Here is an 18,971-nt window from a genome sequence, read left to right on the forward strand (position 1 = left end):
GCAGCACGGGGAGCAGCGAGAAGAAAGCGTTGGGTGAGGAAGGGTGTATCACGGGACGATGCGATCCACATGGTCATTGTCCAAGTGCAGGACGGATTCGACGTCGAGAAGACTTTCGGGACGGTGGCTGATCATCAGGACGATCCGGTCGGCTGCGACCCGGTGCAGGGTGTGGATCACTTCAGCGGCCCGGACAGCATCCAGGGCACTGGTGGGCTCGTCCACCAGCAGAACGGGTCGTCGGGCAAGCAGCGCCCTGGCGAGTGCAAGCCTCTGACGCTGTCCGCCGGAGAGGCTCAGCCCTGCTTCGGTGACCTCCGTGTCGAAACCCCGCGAGAACGAGAGGATCTCGTCGAGGATTCCGGATGCCGCGCAGGCGGTTTCGAGTTCGGTGTCGGAACGCGCACCAGTGACAGTGAGATTCTGGCGGATGGTGCCGGTGAAGAGGACCGGACGTTGAGACACCACGGCGAGGTCGTTGCTGTGCAACGTTTGGCCATCGAGCAGGATCTCACCGCTCTCAGGGGTCAGGAACCCCAAGAGGAGATCAAACAATGTCGACTTGCCGGCCCCGGATGTGCCCACCACAGCGCTGAGGGTTCCCCGGCTGACTGTATGTGTGATGTCTTCGAGCACCGGGAGGTCTGTGCCTGGGTAGCGGTAGGTCAACGCCTGGATGCGGAGTTCTCGGGCTGTAGCTGGAGATTCTGACCCGATCGGAGTCTCCGGCCGGGCATGTTCTTCGGATCCGTTGAAGGCGCCCAGCCGAATGAGTTCGGGCACGGCTGTCAGGCCCATGAAGCCGGCGTGCCAGTGCCGGGAGAGATCGCGGATCGGACGAAACGCCTCAGAAGCCAGGAGGAGGACCAGATACGTCTCCAGTGCTGGAGGCTGTCCGGTGGTTGCGTGGAGGGCCGCTGTGGTTCCGGCCGCGACTACTCCGGCCTGAATGGCGAAGTCCGTCACGCCGGTTTCTGCCAGAGATACTCTCATCACCCGTTCTGTCGCGGAACGGAGCGCTTCTGATCGGTCGTGGAGACGATGCCGAGTCTCTGGCACGGCACCAAGGACGCGAAGGGTGGCCATGCCGCGCAGGGATTCCAGGAGGTCTGCGCTCAGATCCTCGTAGGAATCCCAATGGTTGAGTCCCCGCCGGGCTGCGACCTTCTTCCACAGCAATGGTCCCGTGAGCGCCAGTACAACCGCGAGTCCTACCCATACCCCAGCCCACGGGTTCAGGATTGCCACGGTGATCACGACCAGTGGGCAGGCGAGGACCACTTGGGCGGTGGCCGGGATGTACTTCGACACGTAGGCGTCGGTGCCATCGATCCCATCTCCGAGGCTGGCTCTGATGGCACCGTCTCGGGCAGTGGTGTCATGGAGGCGCGGGGCCACGAGGGCAGCGGGGATCGCTTGTTCTCGGAGGCGACGCCGGACGAGTCCTCCGAGTCTGGCCGCGGAAGAGGCTTGCACAAGAGACAGCAGCAGGCGGAGCACAGCGATTCCGAGAATCATGCCGAGTGCGAGCCACACCTCGTCGGTCTGCCCGCTGATCACACTTGCGAGGGTCCAGGCGATGGCGAGGGCTTGAGCCGCGTGTGTCGCGAACACCAGGACGAGCCAGATGATGCTCCAGGCAAGAGGAGCGGGGAACTTCGCGGCCTCGCGCCAGAGTTCAGGGACGATCATCATGAGCTGGCACTCACTGTAGAGTAATTGCTAACGAGAAGCATTTGCAATACGGTAGCCGAGTGCTTCTTCGCTTCCCAACTCGTGTGGCCTGTGGCTCCCTTGAGGCGTCTCTTGGACCTTGCACTCTGTGAAGACTTCCCTGAGTCTCAAGTTCATCCGGAGTCGCAACGGAGCTCGATCCGATGTGCCCTTGGAAGACCAAAATCCCGACGCGAATCGACCACCTCGGCGAGGTCAGCTGGCGACGAGAATCCTCGTCCCGACCCTCTCCGTCCTCCTGGTTGCAGTCGTGGTGGTCTCCACCAGTGTCGGAACAATCCCCGTAGCCCCCCTCGAAGCGATGAAGATCATCGTGGGGCACATGGTTCCAGGTATGCCCTGGATGAGCGATGGGACCCTGACCCCCTTGCAGGACAGCGCCGTGTGGCAGTTCCGGCTGCCACGGATCCTCTTAGCTGCCCTGACTGGTGCCGCCCTGGCCCTGGCGGGGGCGCTGCTGCAGGCCGTGGTGCATAACTCCCTGGCGGAGCCCTACATTCTGGGAGTCTCCGCGGGGGCAGGAGTTGGGGCGGTGTCGTTCATCGTCCTCGGCGTCGGTGTCAGCTCCTTAGGCATCGGGGCCTCAGCCTTCGTGGGGGCGCTCATCGCGACAGCAGCCGTATACCTGTTGGCGCGGAAGAACGGCCGGATCGCTCCGCAGCGCCTGATCCTGGCCGGGGTCGCGCTGGGGTCGCTGTTCAGCGCCATCACGAGTTATCTGACGATCTCCACCGACGCCCAGAACGTCTTCAGCATCATGTTCTTCCTTCTGGGATCCGTCTCGGCCGCCACGATGCAGAGTCTCGCCCTGCCTGTCGTGGCCCTGGTCGGAGTAGGGATCTTCACGGCGTTGCGCGCCCGGGCGCTGAACGCGTTGCTCGTCGGGGATGACGCGGCCAGCTCCTTGGGCATCAACGTCAACAGGCTCCGCACCACAGTGCTCATCGCAGCGGCCCTGCTCACCGGCGCCGTCGTCGCGGTATCGGGCGGCATCGGATTTGTCGGGCTGATCATTCCTCACATCGCACGCATCATCGTGGGCTCGGACCACCGCAGGATGCTCCCCGTGGCAGTCCTCTCCGGGGCCGTGTTCCTCACCACCTGTGACCTGCTGGCCCGGACACTGGCAGCTCCGTCAGAAATCCCACTGGGAGTGCTCACCGCCCTGGTCGGCGCACCCTTCTTCCTCTGGCTGCTGCGCCGCGACCGTGCCGACAGCGTTGGGGGCGGACGATGAAGGTCACCGTTGATCACCTCGACGCCCACCGCGGCGGGCGCAGGGTCATCAAGGACGTCTGCCTGGAAGTTCCCACTGGCGCGGTCCTTGGCCTGATCGGCCCCAATGGCAGCGGAAAATCCACGCTGCTGCGTGCCCTCTGCGGCATCGACACCCCCTCCGGGGGCACCGTCCGTTACGACGGCATTCCGATCGCCAGTCTTGGCCGGCGGCAGCTGGCCCAACGGGTGGCCTTCATGACCCAGGAGCACAACGAAGAGTTCGACATGCCCGTTTTGGAACTCGTGCTTCTGGGTCGCATCCCTCACGGCAAGGGCTTCGGACGGGACTCGGATGCCGATATCGCCCACGCGCAGCGGGCCTTGGATCAGGTTGGAGCGCGGCATCTAGCCCAGCGGTCGTTCTCGGCCCTCTCCGGGGGAGAGCGACAACGGGTCCTATTCGCCCGGGCCTTGACGCAGGACACTCCGGTGTTGGTGCTGGATGAACCCACGAATCACCTGGACATCGCGCACCAGCTTGAGCTCCTCGATCTCATCCGCGCCACAAACCGGACGGTGATGATCGCTCTCCACGACCTCAATCTCGCCGCCCGCAGCTGCGACGAGATCGCGGTTCTGGCAGACGGATCGCTGGTCAGTCACGGTTCTCCCGAGGACGTGCTCGGCACTGAGCTCATCCGCCGTGTCTTCACCGTGGAGTCCACCGCCGTGACCCACCCCGCGACGGGTCAGCCTCACTTCCTCTTCGACGTCCGCACACCGCGAGATGAACCCCAGCAGAGCAACGCTCTGACCACCACTCCGAAAGGACTCTCCACACCATGAACACCGTCCCCGCCACCGCTTCACGATCACCACGGTCCAGGGCTCTCACCGCCTCCGCCGCGCTGGCGGCGCTGCTGCCGCTGACCCTCGCCGGGTGTGGGGGAGGCGTCTCCTCAGACGGCGCTGAGACCTCTGAGACCACGGCGGCCGATGAGACCGTCGCCGTCGAGAACTGCGGACGAGAGCTGTCCTTCGACGCCGCGCCCACCAGTGTGGTCGGGATGATGCCCTCCCAGACCGAGCTCCTTCTGCGTCTCGGAGTCACTGCAGAGTCGCTCGTGGGGCAAGCCCAGACCGAGACCTCACCACTGCCCGAGGATGTTGCCGACCAAGCCAGTGATATCCCGGTGCTCAGCACAGACATGCCACCCGCCCGAGAGGATCTGCTGGCGACCAGCCCGGACTTCGTCGTCTCGCCGACTGAATATGAGTTCACCGCAGAGCAAGGCTTCGCGAGTCTCGACCAGTTGGCCGATAACGGTGCACAGGCTTACGTCGCGACCGGAGGTTGTGCTGATCGGCGCAACACCGCAGAGGTCACCGACGTCATGACCGACATCACCAACCTGGGCGAGATCATGGGTGTCCCGCAGGAGGCCGCGGCACTGAACGACGACGCCGAGGCTCGTCTGGCTGCCGTCGAGGACGCGATCGCGGAGCAGGACCGGCTGTCGGTCGCACAGGTCTACGTCGAAGGCAACTCCTTGGGCGCCATCGGGGCGGGGGTTGAGGCAGACATCATTCTCCAAGCCGGAGGGGAGAACGTCTTCGATCCCGACGCCCCCGAATTTGAAGCGTTCTTCGCCACCGAGGTCAACCCCGAAGAGATCATCGAACGAGACCCGGAAGCGATCGTCTTCGGCACTTCGGGGCCCGAGAATGAGGAACAGACCCGGGAGTACCTGACCACTACATTCCCCGGTACCCCCGCGGTGGAGAATGATCGGCTGATCGCGGTAGACCAAAGTGATCTCTACCCGGGAACGCTGGGCAACATCGATGCCGTGGAGACCATCGCCGTCGAGCTCTACCCCGAGGCGTTCTAGGAGGTCCCGGTCGCGACGCTGGCCGCCTCGATCACGGGGTGCTTGTTGCCGTCGATCGAGGCGGTCTTCTTCTGCGGTGACGGGCCCCGCGGATCTTGTCACAGGGGTCAGGCGCTGACATGGGAGTGACATTTCGCTGAGACGTGGTCTGTCTCACGAACTTGTCACAATCCTCAGAAGAAGTCGTTCCTGAGGGTCTACATCAACGGATTCGCAACCTTCTGCCTCGACCGCAGCTGATTGGTCGTGCCGGACGCGACCGCCGATAGCAGCAGTCAAAGTGCTCTGACTGTCTTCCATAGAAGCAATACAGTGCACTGATCGGGATCGTGTGCAACGGAGGAGCTTCGATTCCGATGAGGCCTCTTGAATGTGAAGTAAATGCCCGGCGTCGTCATGATTCTCCTATGGTTTGAGTCTCTCTGGAAGTAGGGTTCAGTGCATGGTTCACTCGTGATCATGGGATGAGGATTTGGATGCGAAGCTCTACCTGCCGATCTTTTGTTGCCTGGCCGATGTCACCCGCAAGGGGAGCGAGCCCATGTTGAGTCCGCAGGGTCGAGGCGCCCTGAGTGAAGCGGTCCTGGAGTCGATGCGTTCGGGGAAGACGTCTCACCTGGTTGACGCGCCAGAACCGGATGGTGCCGAGGATGCTCAGCTAGCGCTGTGGGTCCTCTACGAGCAGCATTACCGAGGCTTCGAGGACGTCTCGGGGGAACTGGAGTGGGATCCGCACCTCATCAGCGTCCGACGTGGCCTCGAGCAAGACTTTGAGCGGACCCTGCGCGCCCGAATGCCCGAGGTGCCGAGAGAGGGTGACTTCGCTGAGACGTTCTTCGCGTTCGTGGCTGAGCACGACGGCCCGTCGCTGGCGACTCACGTGCAACGGAAGGCGACCGAGGATCAAGTGCGCGAGCTGCTGCGGCACCGTTCGATCTACCATCTGAAGGAGTCGGATCACACCACATGGGTGATTCCGCGGCTGTCTGATCGGGTCAAGGCCGCCGTCATGGAGCTGCAGTTCGATGAATACGGCGATGGTGACCCGAATCGTCTCCACGCCCACCTGTTTCGCCGCGGCCTGGCGGACAGCGGCCTGGATTCTGGTTACGGGGCATACATCGACGAGGCGCCGCTGGAGGTCCTCGAGGAGAACAACGCGATGTCCCTGTTCGGCCTCAACCGTCGGCTGCGTGCCGCGTCCCTAGGCTTCCTGGCAGCGTTCGAAGCCACCAGTTCCGGCCCGTCGCGCCGGATGGCAGGCGGTCTGGAGCGGCTTGGCTTCCCTGCGTCCATGATCGGGTACTACACCGAACATGTGGAGGCTGACGCGGTGCATGAGCAGCTGGCTGTGCGCACGATCTGCGGAGCCCTCCTGGAGGAGGAGCCGGAGCTGCACGATGACGTCTATCTCGGCGCCTGGACCTCGCTGGACCTAGAAGACCGCTACGCCGCGAGGATGCTGAAGCAGTGGGCGGCATGAGCGAGAATCCCGAACCTGGCCGCCCGGATGTGATCTTCTGTCCCAATGGACCGATGCTGCTGCGAGGTGATCATGCGGTTCGGGACGAGGACGGCGACGATCACCGGACAACGCGTCCGGTCAGCGCCGTCTGCCGGTGCGGCGGATCGAAGATCAAGCCCTGGTGTGATGGCACGCACAAGGCCATGCGCAAGCCTTCACGTGACTGAGCAGGCTGGTATCAGCGGGTGATCCGCACCAGCACGCCACGTTCGTAGACGCGGGTCTCGACCACTCGCACGGAGCCTGACAGAGACTCTGCGGCATAGGTCGCGATCGTCTCCGACTGTGCGGTGTTCCCGAGCTGGAGCAGCCCGGAACCGCCTGCGGAGAGATGGCGGTCGATGAGATCGACACAGGTGCGCGCGAGGTCGAGGCCGTCGTCCCCGCCGTCAATGGCGAGGATCGGGTCCTCGGGGAACATTGAGGTGTCCGCTGAACGAACCCACGGTGGATCAGCCACGATCAGACTGAACCGCTCTTCCGGAGTCAGGGCGGTGTCAATCCCGTTGAGCCGAAACTCGACCCTGGACTCCAGGCCGTTCGCAGCGGCGTTCTCCTGGGCGAACTGTTCTGCGACCGGGTTGACGTCGACCATGACGAGGTGGCGGTTCGAGCTGAGCACGGAACCGAGCCCGATGTGCCCGACGCCGGCGCAGAGCTCCAGAACCGGGCCGGGCGGTGCGTCGAGCAGCAACTCAGCGGCCCACCCAGACTGGGCCTCGGTCCAGGGCCTAGGTTCCAGCACTCGGTCATCGAACGAGATGGCGAGGCCGCGGAAGGTCAGGTGTCTCATGATCTCCATTGTCTCCCAATCGGGTCCTGGTCAGTGTCGGATCCTCAGGTTCCACAGAAGGTTCGGTAGGGACCGAAGCTCGCCGGTGGCGGGGACGCATAGCGAGAGTAGCCTTCGCGCTCGCGGTAGGGATCCGTCACGACCTCCAGCAGCTGGTGGAAAGGTGAGAAGTTGCCGTCGGTTGCCGCGTCGAGGGCTTCCTCGACCAGGTGGTTTCGCGGGATGTAGACAGGGTTGACCCTGGCCATCTGATCAGCATCCGGGGAGAGCTCGCGCCAGCCCTCCAGCCAGGCATCGAGCGCCTCGAGATTGAGGGCCTGCTCTCGAACAGGTTGTACGTCACCGGAGGTAGCGTGGTTGAGTGCCCGGAAGAACGAGGTGTAGTCGAGCGACTGCTCCTTCAACAGGGTCATGACGTCATTGATCACCGGTGAGCTGACCTCATCATCCAGGTCCTGCGGCAGCCCGAGCTTGGATTTCATGCCGTGCGACCAGGCAGCACTGTACTCATCGCGGAAGCCGCCCAGGGCTTCCTGTGCCAGGGCAATGGCTTGATCGTCGTCGTCGTCGAACAGGGACAGCAGGGTCTCGGCGAAACGGGCGAGGTTCCATTCAGCGATCGCCGGCTGGTTCCGGTAGGCGTAGCGGCCGTTCTGGTCGATGGAGCTGTACACCGCGGCGGGGTCAAAGGCGTCCATGAATGCGCAGGGGCCGTAGTCGATGGATTCCCCGGAGATCGTCATGTTGTCGGTGTTCATCACGCCGTGGACGAATCCGACCAGCATCCATTGGGCCATCAGTTCGGCCTGGGCCGAGACCACCGATGCGAACAGTGCGAGATAGGGGTTCTCAGCGTTCGTCGCCTCAGGGGCATGCCGGGCGATCGCATGGTCGGCCAGACGGCGGACCAGTTCGGTGCCACCGGCGGCTCGGGCGTACTGGAAACTGCCTACGCGCAGGTGGCTCTCAGCCACCCGGGTGAGAACCGCACCGGGCAGCGGTCTCTCGCGCTGCACGAGGTCACCGGTGGTGAGGACCGCTAGCGCCCGAGTGGTAGGAATTCCCAGGGCGTGCATCGCCTCGCTGATGACGTATTCGCGCAGCATCGGACCCAGCGCAGCCTGACCGTCGGCGCCGCCGCGCGCGAAGGGGGTCCGTCCCGATCCTTTGAGGTGGATATCGCGCAGCTGGCCACCGCTGTCGGTGAGCTCGCCCAACAACAGGGCCCGTCCGTCGCCCAGACGCGGGGAGTAGGAACCGAACTGGTGGCCAGCGTATCCCTGGGCTACTGGCGTAGCGCCGCGGGGCACTCGGTTGCCGACCAGCAGACGGACACCATCTGGGCTCTGCAGGTCTGCGGGGTCGAGCCCCAGGTGATGAGCCAACGGCTCGTTGAGCACGATCATGCGCGGAGCGGTGGCGTCTTGAGCCGACCAAGGGATCGACAGCTCCGGGAGCTCCTGCGCGAAGCGGCGATCCAGTGGGATCTCGAATTCTGCTGGGGTACTCATCGGGCGAAACCTCGCGCCTTCCGCATCAGCGAACAGGTCTTCTCAGGACACTATTACTATCCCAGATCGACAAGCCGAGTCGTTCGAATCGTTGCGGTGCAAGGCACTGACGCTGATTCAGCAGCACAGCTGAGGGACCTCAGCGGGGGAGGACGGACGGGGTGCCCGGTCGATTCGATGTGAAGAGGGTCAGGTGCCAGAGTCCTGGTCGCTTTCGAGAGGGGTCGATCAGCCCCTGTGCTCGGCGCTCGAGCAGCGTCTCTCGGACTCTCCAGGAGACCGGTGTCCTGCCTGCTGCCACATCGTCTTGCCAGGGCGCCGCCGCGGCGTCGACATCGACGCCGATCGAGGCCATCGTCGCTCTGTCCCGGAGGTCCGCGATGTGTGAGGCCGCAACCTCGAAGGAGAGCACCTTCCGATCAGGCGACGCGGAATTGGTATGGGCGAGCATCGCGACCGCAACACCCTCTCGCGACGAGCTGAGGTAGAGGGTGGCTGTCTCTCTCGAGGCTTTGCGCCTTCCATCCGAAGTACACAGCACTCCTGCTGTGTCGGAGCGGTCTGGATGGTGAGTGTGAGATCACTGTGCTGTGCGTCGTCTCGGCCAGAGTGCGCGACGAGCCTCGTGCAGCCATCATCGGGCTGCGCGCCGTCGCCGGACAACGAAAAATCGGCCATCCGTTGCTGACATCATCATGTTGAGGATCGCCGTCTCCTCAGCGGTGTTCCGCGCTTTCCCCACCTGACTCACCACACGGTGCTGCCAGCGCCATCAAAGGTTCGTCCACAAGGAGACATCACATGACCGGAAAGACCATCGTCCTCACAGGTGCCAGTGACGGGATCGGAGCAGCTGCGGCCCGCCAGCTCGTCGCTGACGGGCACACGGTCGCCCTTGTGGGGCGCTCGAAACAGAAGACTGAAGCTTTGGCTCATGAGCTCAACGCCGACTTCTTTGTCGCGGACTTCATCAGGTTCTCCGAGGTCAGGGCACTCGCGGAGCGTCTGAAGGACAGCTACCCCCGGATAGACGTTCTGATCAACAACGCCGGGGGCATCTTCGGGGACCGGTCCCGCACGGTCGATGGGTTCGAAAAGACGCTGCAGGTGAACCACCTCGCACCGTTCCTGCTCACCAACCTCCTGATGGAGACTCTGACGGCGAGCAATGCCTCCATCATCAACACCTCAAGTGTGGCAGCGCGCGTCTTCGGGAAGATTAACCTCGATGACCTCAACAATGAGCGGAAGTACTCCGCGAACAAGGCCTACGGGGACGCGAAGCTGGCCAACATCCTCTTCACCAAGGAACTCGACCGGAGGTTCTCCGACCAGGGAATCTCTGCAGTCACCTTCCATCCCGGAAATGTCCAGACGAGCTTCGCCTCAGACACCACCAGCGTGATGCGCTTCATCTACCAGACGCCGCTTGGCCGTCTGGCCGGTCTCATCAGCCCGGAACAGAGCGCGGTCCACCTCGTATGGCTCGCCGATGGCGCCCCGGGCCGAGAGTGGGTCTCGGGTGAGTACTACGAGAAGCAGAAGATCGCCAAGACCAACCCTCAGGCCGCAGACGGGCAGCTGGCAGTTGGACTGTGGGACAAGAGCGCTGAACTTGTGGGGATCTCCACGACTGCGCTATAGCTCCTGGTCGGGCAGCAATTTCGTCTTGAACCGCATGTGAGTCTTGAGGGGTCTGCTGACGGTGCGGTTGACTTCCTGACTACTAAGAAAGCAGAGAGGGTCTGCCGCACGAACAGGTGACATCTCCAGGAATACTTCCCACCTCGTCAAAGTTGAGTAGGATGGACTCAAGTTTATATGGCGCTGTCGCACAACCGGCGCCACTACGCAGTGGGAGGAGCAGACGTGGACGTCAAACTCACGACCAAATCGCAGGAGGTCGTCTCCGCGGCCGCAATGAACGCCAACACCGCGAGCAACCCGCAGGTGGAACCGGCACACATCCTCAAGGCGCTCATGGATCAGCGCGAATCCATGGCCGTGGCGCTGCTGAAGGCGGCCGGTGCTGATCCCGATGCCGTGAGCACCCGGGCCTCCGCGATCATCAAGTCGCTGCCGGCCACCAGCGGGGACTCCGTGGCCGCTCCGCAGTTCTCGCCCGCCGGACTCAGCGTGATCAAGGCCGCCCAGGCCCAGGCAGAGGACTATGGGGACGACTTCGTCTCCACCGAGCACCTGCTGATCGGAGCCGCCACCGATCACGGTCCGGTGGGCAAGGCACTCGCCGATGCCGGGGCCACCCTGCAGGCGCTCAAGGCCGAGCTGCCCGGGCTGCGCGGGGACCGCAAGGTCACCACTCCGGATCCGGAGAACACCTTTCAGGCGCTGGAGAAGTACGGCACCGACATGACCGAGATCGCGCGCTCGGGCAAGCTGGACCCGGTCATCGGGCGCGATTCCGAGATTCGCCGCGTTGTCCAGGTGCTCTCCCGCCGGACCAAGAACAACCCGGTTCTGATCGGTGAGCCCGGGGTCGGCAAGACCGCCGTCGTCGAGGGCCTGGCTCAGCGCATGGTGGCCGGTGACGTCCCCGAGTCACTCCGGGAGAAGACGCTGATCTCGCTGGACCTTGGCGCGATGATCGCCGGTGCGAAGTACCGCGGCGAGTTCGAGGAGCGGCTGAAGGCCGTGCTCGAAGAGATCAAGGCCGCCGAAGGCCGGATTGTCACGTTCATCGACGAGATCCACACCGTGGTCGGCGCCGGCGCCTCACAGGGCTCCATGGACGCTTCCAACATGCTCAAGCCGATGCTTGCCCGCGGGGAGCTGCGCCTGATCGGCGCCACCACGCTAAACGAGTACCGCGAGAACATCGAGGCCGACGCCGCCCTGGAGCGCCGCTTCCAGCAGGTCTACGTCGGCGAGCCCTCGGTGCCCGACGCGATCGCGATCCTGCGCGGGATCAAGGAGCGCTACGAGGCTCATCACAAGGTGGGCATCGCTGATAACGCCCTCGTCGCCGCCGTCACGCTCTCCGACCGCTACATCAGCGGCCGCCAGCTGCCCGACAAGGCCATCGACCTCATCGATGAGGCCGCCTCGCGGCTGCGCATGGAGATCGACTCCGCCCCGGTGGAGATCGACGAGCTGCGCCGCGTGGTGGACCGGCTGACCATGGAGGAGCTCGCGCTGCAGAACGAGACCGACGCCGGCTCCGCCGAGCGCCTGATCACCCTGCGCGAGGACCTGGCCGACCGCAAGGAGGAGCTTGCCGAGCTCACCGCCCGCTGGGAGGCCGAGAAGGGCGAGCTCAACCGTGCCGGTGAACTGCGCGTCAAGCTCGATGAGCTGAAGTCAGCCGCCGAGCGCTCCCAGCGCGACGGCGATCTGGCCGAGGCCTCCCGGCTGCTCTACGGCGAGATCCCGCAGGTGGAGAAGGACCTGGCCGCCGCCGAGGAGGAGGACGCCTCCACCCCGGCTCCGGAGAAGAAGATGGTGGCCGACGAGGTCGACGCCGACGGCATCGCCGGGGTGATCTCGGCCTGGACCGGGATCCCCGCCGGGCGGCTGCTCCAAGGCGAGACCGCGAAGCTGCTCCAGATGGAGGAGCTCATCGGTTCCCGGCTGATCGGGCAGACCAAGGCGGTAGGCGCCGTCTCCGATGCGGTCCGCCGCGCCCGCACCGGCGTCTCCGACCCGGACCGGCCCACCGGATCCTTCCTCTTCCTGGGCCCCACAGGCGTGGGCAAGACCGAACTGGCCAAGGCGCTCGCGGAGTTCCTCTTCGACGACGAGCGCTCCATGATCCGGATCGACATGTCGGAGTACTCCGAGAAGCACTCGGTGGCTCGCCTGGTCGGCGCGCCCCCAGGCTACGTGGGCTACGACCAGGGCGGTCAGCTCACCGAGGCGGTCCGGCGTCGTCCCTATTCGGTGGTGCTGCTCGACGAGGTGGAGAAGGCCCACCCGGAGGTCTTCGACATCCTGCTCCAGGTCCTCGACGACGGCCGGCTCACCGACGGCCAGGGCCGCACCGTGGATTTCCGCAACACGGTGCTGATCCTGACCTCCAACATGGGGTCGCAGTTCCTGGTGGACCAGACTCTCGAGGCGAAGGTCAAGCAGCAGCGGGTGATGGACATCGTCCATGCCTCGTTCAAGCCGGAGTTCCTCAACCGGCTCGACGACATCGTGATGTTCGATCCGCTGAGCATGGACCAGCTCGCCGGAATAGTGGAGCTGCAGATCGGACTGCTCCAGGAGCGGATGACCGCGCGCCGGCTGACCCTGGAGGTCACCGAAGCGGCGCGCGACTGGCTGGCGTTCACCGGTTATGACCCCGCCTACGGCGCCCGGCCGCTGCGCCGCCTGGTCCAGCGTGAGATCGGCGATCAGCTGGCCCGCGCGCTGCTCTCCGGTGAGGTCGAGGACGGTGACACCGTCCTGGTGGACCGTGAGGAGCTGACGCTGGAGGGTGAGTCCGCGCATGGCCTGACCGTGACCAAGAAGCCGAAGTCCCCCCTTCTCTTGGGCGAATGAGTTCACCGGTCGGTACGTCACCGCGGAGAACTCAACCAGCCAGGAGGAGGGGGCGTCAGCGCCGGACGTCGTAGACCGCTTTGATGACTCCGTTGGCGTAGTGGGCAGATTCGCGCAGGGCCAGCTTCGTCGCGTCGTGGTCTTCCGCCGTGAAGAGCCGCTTCCCGGTGCCGAGCAGCACCGGGAAGATCAACAGGTTATATCTGTCGATCAGGCCCGCGTCCATCAGGCTCCGGGCCAGCTCGGCGCTGCCGTGGATGAAGATCGCGCCGCCGTCGCCCTGCTTCAGCGCAGTGATGTCCTCGGTCGAGCGCAACAGGGTGATGGGTCCCCAATTCTGGACCAGGGCGCCCTCCTGCAGGCTCGTCGAGACCACATACTTCGGCAGTTCCTTGTAGTCCGCGTGGTCCTCCGACTCGGCCCAGATCGGGGCGAAGGCCTCGTAGCTGCGTCGGCCGAACATCAGCGCCGTGGTCTCTTGAAGTTCCTCGCCCTTGAGCGCGAACGCCTCCGGGAGGAACTCCGTGTTGAGCACCCAGCCGCCGCTGCGGTGCCCCTCGCTGCTGCCGCCGGGGGAGTCCACGACCCCGTCGAGCGTCATGAACCCGGTCCACACCAATTCCCTGGCCACGCGTCCTCCTCCGCCGAAAAGGCCGAGTCTGCATCAGTGATCCACGGGCTGTCACGTCTCGAGGGCCAGGGCCCCACGCCTGTCCTCCAGGTCAGTTGAGTTCACTGGTCGACACGTAGCCGCCGGAGAACTCAAACAGCCAATAGGGTCAGCGGGTGAGGTGGAGGCCTTCGCGGGCCAGCAGGGCGCGCTTGGTCTCGACGCCGCCGAAGCCGTAGCCGCCGAGGCCGCCGTCGGCGCGGATCACGCGGTGACAGGGCACCGCGAAGGCGACCAGGTTGTTCGCACACGCGCTGGCCGCGGCGCGGTGTGCCAGCGGCCGGCCGGCCATCTGGGCGAGTTCCGCGTAGGAGACCGTCTCGCCGGCGGGGACCTCACGCATCGCCGCCCAGACCTCCTGGCGATAGGCCGAACCGGGCTGCACCACGGGCAGCTCATCCAGCGCAGTATGGTCGCCCGCGGCATAGGACGCCACGGCGTCCGGGACCCTGCCGCGGCCCGCGGGAAGCGGTTTCATCTCGCGGGCCGCGGTGGTGGGGGCCAGCGCCTCGAGCTGGTCCATCAGCTGCTCCAAGACCCGCCCGATGGCGGCGACCTCCGGCTCGTCACCGGCGGCCTGGGCCAAGGACGCAGCCCGGACCGTGTCATCTTCGGGGGAGTAGATCACCACGATGGCGCCGAGTCCGTCGAGGGAGGCGGAGCACCAGCGCAGCTCAGGCAGGTGGTACTCCGGCATAGGCGCTGCATCAGTCATAGATCGAATTCTCCACCGCCCGCCGACTGAGGTCCACCTGGCTGCGCCCGGGACGGCCGCCAGGCCCGGGCATCCGCGACTAAGCCGGCGCCGCCGCTTGAACCTCCGGCGCCGCCGCTGGAACCTCGGCCGCCGCGGCGTCCATCACTGCTCGAGCCACGGCCGGTGCCACGCGCTCATCCAGCGGAGAGGGCACGATGTACTCCGGGCTGAGCTCGTCGCCCACGATGTCCGCCAGCGCCGTCGCCGCCGCGATCTTCATCTGCTGGGTGATCCTTCGCGCACCGGCATCCAGCGCACCGCGGAAGATCCCCGGGAAGGCCAACACGTTGTTGATCTGGTTGGGGAAGTCCGAGCGGCCGGTGGCGACCACGGCGGCGTGGCGCTGGGCGACCTCGGGGAGCACTTCAGGATCCGGGTTGGAGAGCGCGAAGACGATCGCACCGTCATTCATCCGCGCCAGCTCCTCCTCGGGGACCTTGGAGGAGGAGACGCCGATGAACACGTCGGCCCCCGCCAGCGCCTCGGCGAGCCCACCGCTGACCTGGCTCCGGTTGGTGCGCTTGGCATAGTGCGCCTTGATCTCGCTGAGCCCCTCGCGGCCTTCATGGATCACCCCGCGGGAGTCGGTCAGAATCACCTCGCCCACTCCGGCGCCGAGCAGGATCTCAGTCACCGCGATCCCCGCGGCCCCGGCCCCGGCGATCACCACCCGCATCGATGCGAACTCGCGCTGCGTGACGCGTGCGGCGTTGGTCAGGGCGGCCAGGACCACGACGGCGGTGCCGTGCTGGTCATCATGCATCACCGGACAGTCCAAGGCCTCGATCAGGCGAGCTTCCAGCTCAAAGCAGCGCGGGGCCGCCACATCCTCGAGATTCACCGCCCCGAAGCTGTGGCGCAGCGCCACCATGGTCGCCACGATCTCGTCCACATCGTGGGTGTTGATCACCAGGGGGATCGAGTTGAGGCCACCGAAGGTCTTGAACAGCGCAGACTTGCCCTCCATCACCGGCAGCGCCGCGGCCGGGCCGATATCGCCCAGCCCGAGGACGGCGGTGCCGTCGGAGAGCACCACGACGAGGCGGTCTGCCCAGGTGTGTGTGGCCCGCATCCGAGGCGACTCGTGGATGGCGCGGGAGACCTGCGCCACGCCCGGGGTGTATGCGATGGAGAGTGCGCGCGTGGAATCCAGCGGCATGGTGGTCTCGACGCTGAGCTTGCCACCCTCGTGGGCAGCGAAGATCTCGTCGGTGGTGGGAGCCGTGGGCGCCGTTGCCCTGCGGTCGGTGATGGACATGGAGGTGTCTCCTGGAAGAAGTGTGATGGGGCTGCACGTGCAGGGTCGGCCCACAGCGGCCACATCCACGGTTCACCGCGGGGGCCAGGGGGTCAGCTGAGGGCGCATCTTCTGCCGCGCCACCGAGATCGTCGGACGGCGTTGTCGCAGCGGTCGGTACTTTCTTTGGACCGTGCGGAACAGAGTACGTCATCTTGGCGTTGAACGGTGTGATCGTGCTCGCTCAGCGAAGACATCGGGCGACGTCGCAGCGCCAGTCATGTTAACCTAGGGATCACGAACTACTTCATATACAGCTAATCCCGCGATAGCCTCTGCCCGGCATCGTCAATGGGACACGAGAAGACAGAGGGGGTCTCGCTTATGGGGCGTGGCCGTCAGAAGGCGAAAGCTACGAAGCAGGCTCGGGAGATCAAGTACTACACTCCGGACACCGACCTGACTGCGCTCGAGAGAGAGCTCGCCAAAACCCGTGGTGACCGGGAGTCGTCCAGCCGACCAGCTCGGCCGGAGCCCGAAGAGCGCAGCAGCGGCTTTGACCCGTACGAGGACAAGTACGGGCGCTGACCCGTGGAAGAGTCCACTCCCACGGCCTTCACCAAGCCCGTCGAGAACGCCCATAAGGCGGCGCTGCGCTCGATAGCCCGGGTCGTGAAGGACACCGCCGAGCCGCAGTCCGAGGAGATCGCCCGCGAGGGCATCCGGCGGATGCTTCAGAGCGGGGACGTGCTGTGCGTCACCGGGGCCGGCGTCTCCACCGACTCCGGGATCCCCGACTACCGCGGCCCTCAGGGCTCGCTGCATCGGCACCGGCCGATGACCTACCAGGAGTTCCAGCACGACGCCGCCTCGCGCCGTCGCTACTGGGCCCGCGGCTTCGTCGGGTGGCGCCAGATGCACCAGGCGGAGCCCAACCATGCCCACCGGCTGCTCGCCGACTGGCAGTCCGAAGGACTGCTCAGCGGATTGATCACGCAGAACGTGGATGGGCTGCACCGCGCCGCCGGCGCCGACCCGGTGATCCACCTGCATGGCGACATGGACTCCGTGATCTGCCTGAGGTGTGACAACCGTGAGGCGCGCTCCTCCCTGGACACCCGGCTCCAGGAGGCGAACCCCGGATACGCCGAGGCTGCCTTCGCCGCCGCGGAGAACGTGAACCCCGACGGCGACGTCACTCTGGACCAGTCCTGGGTGGAGCGGTTCCACATGGTCACCTGTCTGGTCTGTGGCTCCGAGAAGCTCAAGCCCGACGTCGTCTACTTCGGCGAATCGGTGCCCGCCGAGCGCAAGGCCGCGGTCGAGGGCCTCGTCGCCGCCTCCTCGGCGCTGCTGGTGGTGGGCAGCTCGATGGCGGTGATGAGTGGATTCAAGATTGCGCTGACCATGCACCAGTCGGGTCGGCCGATCGGTGTGATCAACGGCGGTCCCTCCCGCGCGGACACCAAAGCGGACTGGCGCTGGCGGACTCGGATCGCCCCGGCGCTGCAGACGCTGGACGCTCTGCTAGGTGAGGAAGCTCACCAGTAACTATACCGGACGTATAGTATAGTTACTCGGGTGATGACCCTTCCGACTGTGCACGCCGATACCCGCCCTGCCCTGAGCGCGTGGCAGCGCTGGACCATGCTCGCCATCGTGTCCTCGGCGCTGTTCCTGATCGCGCTGGACAATACGATCCTCTACACCGCCCTGCCCACGCTGACCGCCGAGCTCGGCGCCTCCTCCTCGCAGCAGCTCTGGATCATCAACGCCTACCCGCTGGTGATCGCCGGGCTGCTGCCCGGCTCCGGGGCGCTGGGGGACCGGTTCGGGCATAAGCGGATCTTCCAGATCGGCTTGGGGATCTTCGGGGTGGCCTCGATCCTGGCCGCCTTCTCCGGCAGCTCGGAGATGCTCATCGCCTCCCGCGCGCTGCTCGCCGTGGGTGCCGCCGCGATGATGCCCGCCACGCTCGCGCTGATCCGACTGACCTTCTCCGTGGAGCGGGAGCGCAATATGGCCATCGCCGTCTGGGCTGCCGTGGCCACCGTGGGCATGGCGCTGGGTCCGATCGTCTCCGGGGTGCTCCTGGAGTTCTTCTGGTGGGGCTCGGTCTTCCTGGTCAACGTGCCCATCGTCGCCGCCGCGCTGGTGCTGATGCTTGTGGTCGGCCCCGTGAACATCGCCAACCCCGGACGTCACTGGGACTGGCTCTCCTCGGCCCAGGTGATGCTCGGCCTCACCGCCGCGGTGCTGGCCATCAAGACCATCGCCGAGACCCCGGTGGACTGGCTGCGCTTCGTGGCCTCAACCGTGGTCGCCGTCGTCATGCTCACCGTCTTCGCCCGCCGTCAGATGCGGCTCAACCGCACCTCCGAGCCTCTGGTGGACTTCACGATCTTCCGCAACCGCGGGTTCAGCGGCGGCGTGATCGCCGCAGGAGCCAGCATCTTCGCCATCGTCGGAGTTCAGCTGGGCACCACCCAGCGCTTCCAGCTGGTCGAGGGCTTCTCCCCGCTGGAGGCCGGACTGATCGTGTCCGCGCTGGCGCTGGGCTCGCTGCCCTTCGCGCTCTTCGGCGGCGCGATCCTGCACCGCGTCGGCCTGCTCACGCTGATCGGCGGCGGCATGGTCCTGGCCGCGATGGGCGCGCTGGTCTCGATCTACGCCGTGCTGGATGACTCGCTGGTGCTGCTGGTGATCAGCTTCGCCGTGCTCGGCGCCGGTCTGGGCGCCTCGATGTCAGTGGCCTCCACCGCGATCATGGGCAACGTCCCCCCGCGTCGGGCCGGCATGGCGGCATCCATCGAGGAGGTCGCCTACGAGTTCGGCGGACTCGTCGGCGTGGCCACCCTGGGCAGCCTGCTGACCCTTGTCTACACCCGGGTGCTGGTGCTTCCCGCCGGTTCCGAGGAATACGCCGGCCAGGCCCCGGCCGCGGTGCTCGAATCCGGGGACGCCCCCGCGATGGCAGCCGCCGCGGAGGCCTTCGACGTCGCCTACCTGGGCGTGCTGATCGGGGTGGCCGTGGTGATGGTGCTTGCCGCCGTCGCCTCCTCCTGGATGCTGCGCCGCTACACCCCGGGCACCGAATCCCAGGCCTACCCCGAGAACCACTGAGCGGAGAT

The 18,971-nt window shown here is 65.6% G+C and carries 17 protein-coding genes and 1 pseudogene; 10 read left to right on the forward strand and 8 right to left on the reverse strand.

Annotated features, from left to right (window positions below; all coding sequences use genetic code 11):
• Nucleotides 1–48: 48 nt before the first annotated feature.
• Both EV640_RS13815 and EV640_RS13820 read right to left on the reverse strand, forming a co-directional pair.
• Complete coding sequence (locus EV640_RS13815) at nucleotides 49–588, reverse strand: ATP-binding cassette domain-containing protein (RefSeq protein ID WP_424991610.1); 540 nt, start codon at nucleotides 586–588, stop codon at nucleotides 49–51.
• A gap of 351 nt (nucleotides 589–939) precedes the next feature.
• Nucleotides 940–1,695, reverse strand: a pseudogene (locus EV640_RS13820) (ABC transporter transmembrane domain-containing protein); the annotation flags it as partial.
• Nucleotides 1,696–1,879: 184 nt separating this feature from the next.
• Between EV640_RS13820 and EV640_RS04150 the strand changes: the two are divergent.
• From EV640_RS04150 to EV640_RS04170, 5 genes are all read left to right on the forward strand, one after another.
• Entirely contained in the window at nucleotides 1,880–2,971 is a 1,092-nt protein-coding gene (locus tag EV640_RS04150; protein WP_255342491.1) for a FecCD family ABC transporter permease, read from the forward strand.
• Entirely contained in the window at nucleotides 2,968–3,798 is an 831-nt protein-coding gene (locus EV640_RS04155; RefSeq protein WP_133725886.1) for an ABC transporter ATP-binding protein, read from the forward strand. The genes EV640_RS04150 and EV640_RS04155 overlap by 4 nt, the downstream gene beginning before the upstream one ends.
• On the forward strand, nucleotides 3,795–4,844 hold the full coding sequence (locus EV640_RS04160; RefSeq protein WP_036477733.1) for an ABC transporter substrate-binding protein: 1,050 nt from the start codon (nucleotides 3,795–3,797) through the stop codon (nucleotides 4,842–4,844). The genes EV640_RS04155 and EV640_RS04160 overlap by 4 nt, the downstream gene beginning before the upstream one ends.
• Before the next feature lie 541 nt (nucleotides 4,845–5,385).
• Entirely contained in the window at nucleotides 5,386–6,327 is a 942-nt protein-coding gene (locus tag EV640_RS04165) for an iron-containing redox enzyme family protein (RefSeq protein WP_036477894.1), read from the forward strand.
• On the forward strand, nucleotides 6,324–6,536 hold the full coding sequence (locus EV640_RS04170) for a CDGSH iron-sulfur domain-containing protein (protein ID WP_133725887.1): 213 nt from the start codon (nucleotides 6,324–6,326) through the stop codon (nucleotides 6,534–6,536). The genes EV640_RS04165 and EV640_RS04170 overlap by 4 nt, the downstream gene beginning before the upstream one ends.
• A gap of 11 nt (nucleotides 6,537–6,547) precedes the next feature.
• Here EV640_RS04170 and EV640_RS04175 read toward each other — a convergent pair whose 3' ends face one another.
• From EV640_RS04175 to EV640_RS14000, 3 genes are all read right to left on the reverse strand, one after another.
• Complete coding sequence (locus EV640_RS04175) at nucleotides 6,548–7,162, reverse strand: methyltransferase (protein ID WP_235181118.1); 615 nt, start codon at nucleotides 7,160–7,162, stop codon at nucleotides 6,548–6,550.
• 44 nt (nucleotides 7,163–7,206) lie between these two features.
• Nucleotides 7,207–8,673: a protein adenylyltransferase SelO gene (locus EV640_RS04180; RefSeq protein WP_036477729.1), complete on the reverse strand. Its 1,467-nt coding sequence runs from the start codon at nucleotides 8,671–8,673 to the stop codon at nucleotides 7,207–7,209.
• Between the two features lie 139 nt (nucleotides 8,674–8,812).
• Complete coding sequence (locus EV640_RS14000) at nucleotides 8,813–9,214, reverse strand: RES domain-containing protein (RefSeq protein WP_051501463.1); 402 nt, start codon at nucleotides 9,212–9,214, stop codon at nucleotides 8,813–8,815.
• 260 nt (nucleotides 9,215–9,474) lie between these two features.
• Between EV640_RS14000 and EV640_RS04190 the strand changes: the two genes are divergently transcribed.
• Together EV640_RS04190 and clpB are read left to right on the forward strand one after the other, a co-directional pair.
• The gene (locus tag EV640_RS04190; protein ID WP_036477727.1) at nucleotides 9,475–10,317 is read left to right on the forward strand and encodes an SDR family NAD(P)-dependent oxidoreductase; all 843 of its coding nucleotides are present in this window, start codon (nucleotides 9,475–9,477) and stop codon (nucleotides 10,315–10,317) included.
• Nucleotides 10,318–10,542: 225 nt separating this feature from the next.
• A complete protein-coding gene (clpB, locus tag EV640_RS04195; protein WP_036477717.1) occupies nucleotides 10,543–13,176 on the forward strand; it encodes an ATP-dependent chaperone ClpB in 2,634 nt (877 codons plus the stop codon).
• A 55-nt stretch (nucleotides 13,177–13,231) separates the two neighbouring features.
• On the opposite strand, the gene EV640_RS04200 is transcribed toward clpB, so the two are convergent.
• The 3 genes from EV640_RS04200 to EV640_RS04210 all read right to left on the reverse strand — a co-directional run bounded on the left by EV640_RS04200 (nucleotide 13,232) and on the right by EV640_RS04210 (nucleotide 15,861).
• Nucleotides 13,232–13,807, reverse strand: a complete 576-nt coding sequence (locus EV640_RS04200) for a dihydrofolate reductase family protein (RefSeq protein ID WP_036477715.1) — start codon at nucleotides 13,805–13,807, stop codon at nucleotides 13,232–13,234.
• Between the two features lie 148 nt (nucleotides 13,808–13,955).
• Nucleotides 13,956–14,561 carry a methylated-DNA--[protein]-cysteine S-methyltransferase gene (locus EV640_RS04205; RefSeq protein WP_235181117.1) on the reverse strand — a complete coding sequence of 202 codons (606 nt, stop codon included), beginning with the start codon at nucleotides 14,559–14,561 and terminating at the stop codon, nucleotides 13,956–13,958.
• Between the two features lie 79 nt (nucleotides 14,562–14,640).
• Complete coding sequence (locus EV640_RS04210; protein ID WP_051501461.1) at nucleotides 14,641–15,861, reverse strand: NAD(P)-dependent malic enzyme; 1,221 nt, start codon at nucleotides 15,859–15,861, stop codon at nucleotides 14,641–14,643.
• Between the two features lie 363 nt (nucleotides 15,862–16,224).
• Here EV640_RS04210 and EV640_RS04215 point away from each other — a divergent pair, with 363 nt between their 5' ends.
• The 3 genes from EV640_RS04215 to EV640_RS04225 are packed head-to-tail and all read left to right on the forward strand — an operon-like array spanning nucleotide 16,225 to nucleotide 18,963.
• Nucleotides 16,225–16,428: a DUF3073 domain-containing protein gene (locus tag EV640_RS04215; protein ID WP_036477710.1), complete on the forward strand. Its 204-nt coding sequence runs from the start codon at nucleotides 16,225–16,227 to the stop codon at nucleotides 16,426–16,428.
• Nucleotides 16,429–16,431: 3 nt separating this feature from the next.
• Nucleotides 16,432–17,391: a Sir2 family NAD-dependent protein deacetylase gene (locus tag EV640_RS04220; protein WP_036477708.1), complete on the forward strand. Its 960-nt coding sequence runs from the start codon at nucleotides 16,432–16,434 to the stop codon at nucleotides 17,389–17,391.
• A gap of 33 nt (nucleotides 17,392–17,424) precedes the next feature.
• Nucleotides 17,425–18,963, forward strand: a complete 1,539-nt coding sequence (locus EV640_RS04225; RefSeq protein ID WP_243832220.1) for an MFS transporter — start codon at nucleotides 17,425–17,427, stop codon at nucleotides 18,961–18,963.
• Nucleotides 18,964–18,971: the final 8 nt, after the last annotated feature.

Origin of the sequence: Nesterenkonia aurantiaca, assembly GCF_004364585.1 — a bacterium.
Classification (GTDB): Bacteria; Actinomycetota; Actinomycetes; order Actinomycetales; family Micrococcaceae; genus Nesterenkonia; species Nesterenkonia aurantiaca.

Bases quoted from the DNA above. Each gene is read 5' to 3' on its own strand.
- EV640_RS04155 (WP_133725886.1), top strand. From the start codon at position 2,968: ATGAAGGTCACCGTTGATCACCTCGACGCCCACCGCGGCGGGCGCAGG.
- EV640_RS04160 (WP_036477733.1), top strand. From the start codon at position 3,795: ATGAACACCGTCCCCGCCACCGCTTCACGATCACCACGGTCCAGGGCT.
- EV640_RS04165 (WP_036477894.1), top strand. From the start codon at position 5,386: ATGTTGAGTCCGCAGGGTCGAGGCGCCCTGAGTGAAGCGGTCCTGGAG.
- EV640_RS04170 (WP_133725887.1), top strand. From the start codon at position 6,324: ATGAGCGAGAATCCCGAACCTGGCCGCCCGGATGTGATCTTCTGTCCC.
- EV640_RS04175 (WP_235181118.1), bottom strand. From the start codon at position 7,162: ATGAGACACCTGACCTTCCGCGGCCTCGCCATCTCGTTCGATGACCGA.
- EV640_RS04180 (WP_036477729.1), bottom strand. From the start codon at position 8,673: ATGAGTACCCCAGCAGAATTCGAGATCCCACTGGATCGCCGCTTCGCG.
- EV640_RS04190 (WP_036477727.1), top strand. From the start codon at position 9,475: ATGACCGGAAAGACCATCGTCCTCACAGGTGCCAGTGACGGGATCGGA.
- EV640_RS04205 (WP_235181117.1), bottom strand. From the start codon at position 14,561: ATGACTGATGCAGCGCCTATGCCGGAGTACCACCTGCCTGAGCTGCGC.
- EV640_RS04210 (WP_051501461.1), bottom strand. From the start codon at position 15,861: ATGTCCATCACCGACCGCAGGGCAACGGCGCCCACGGCTCCCACCACC.
- EV640_RS04215 (WP_036477710.1), top strand. From the start codon at position 16,225: ATGGGGCGTGGCCGTCAGAAGGCGAAAGCTACGAAGCAGGCTCGGGAG.
- EV640_RS04225 (WP_243832220.1), top strand. From the start codon at position 17,425: ATGACCCTTCCGACTGTGCACGCCGATACCCGCCCTGCCCTGAGCGCG.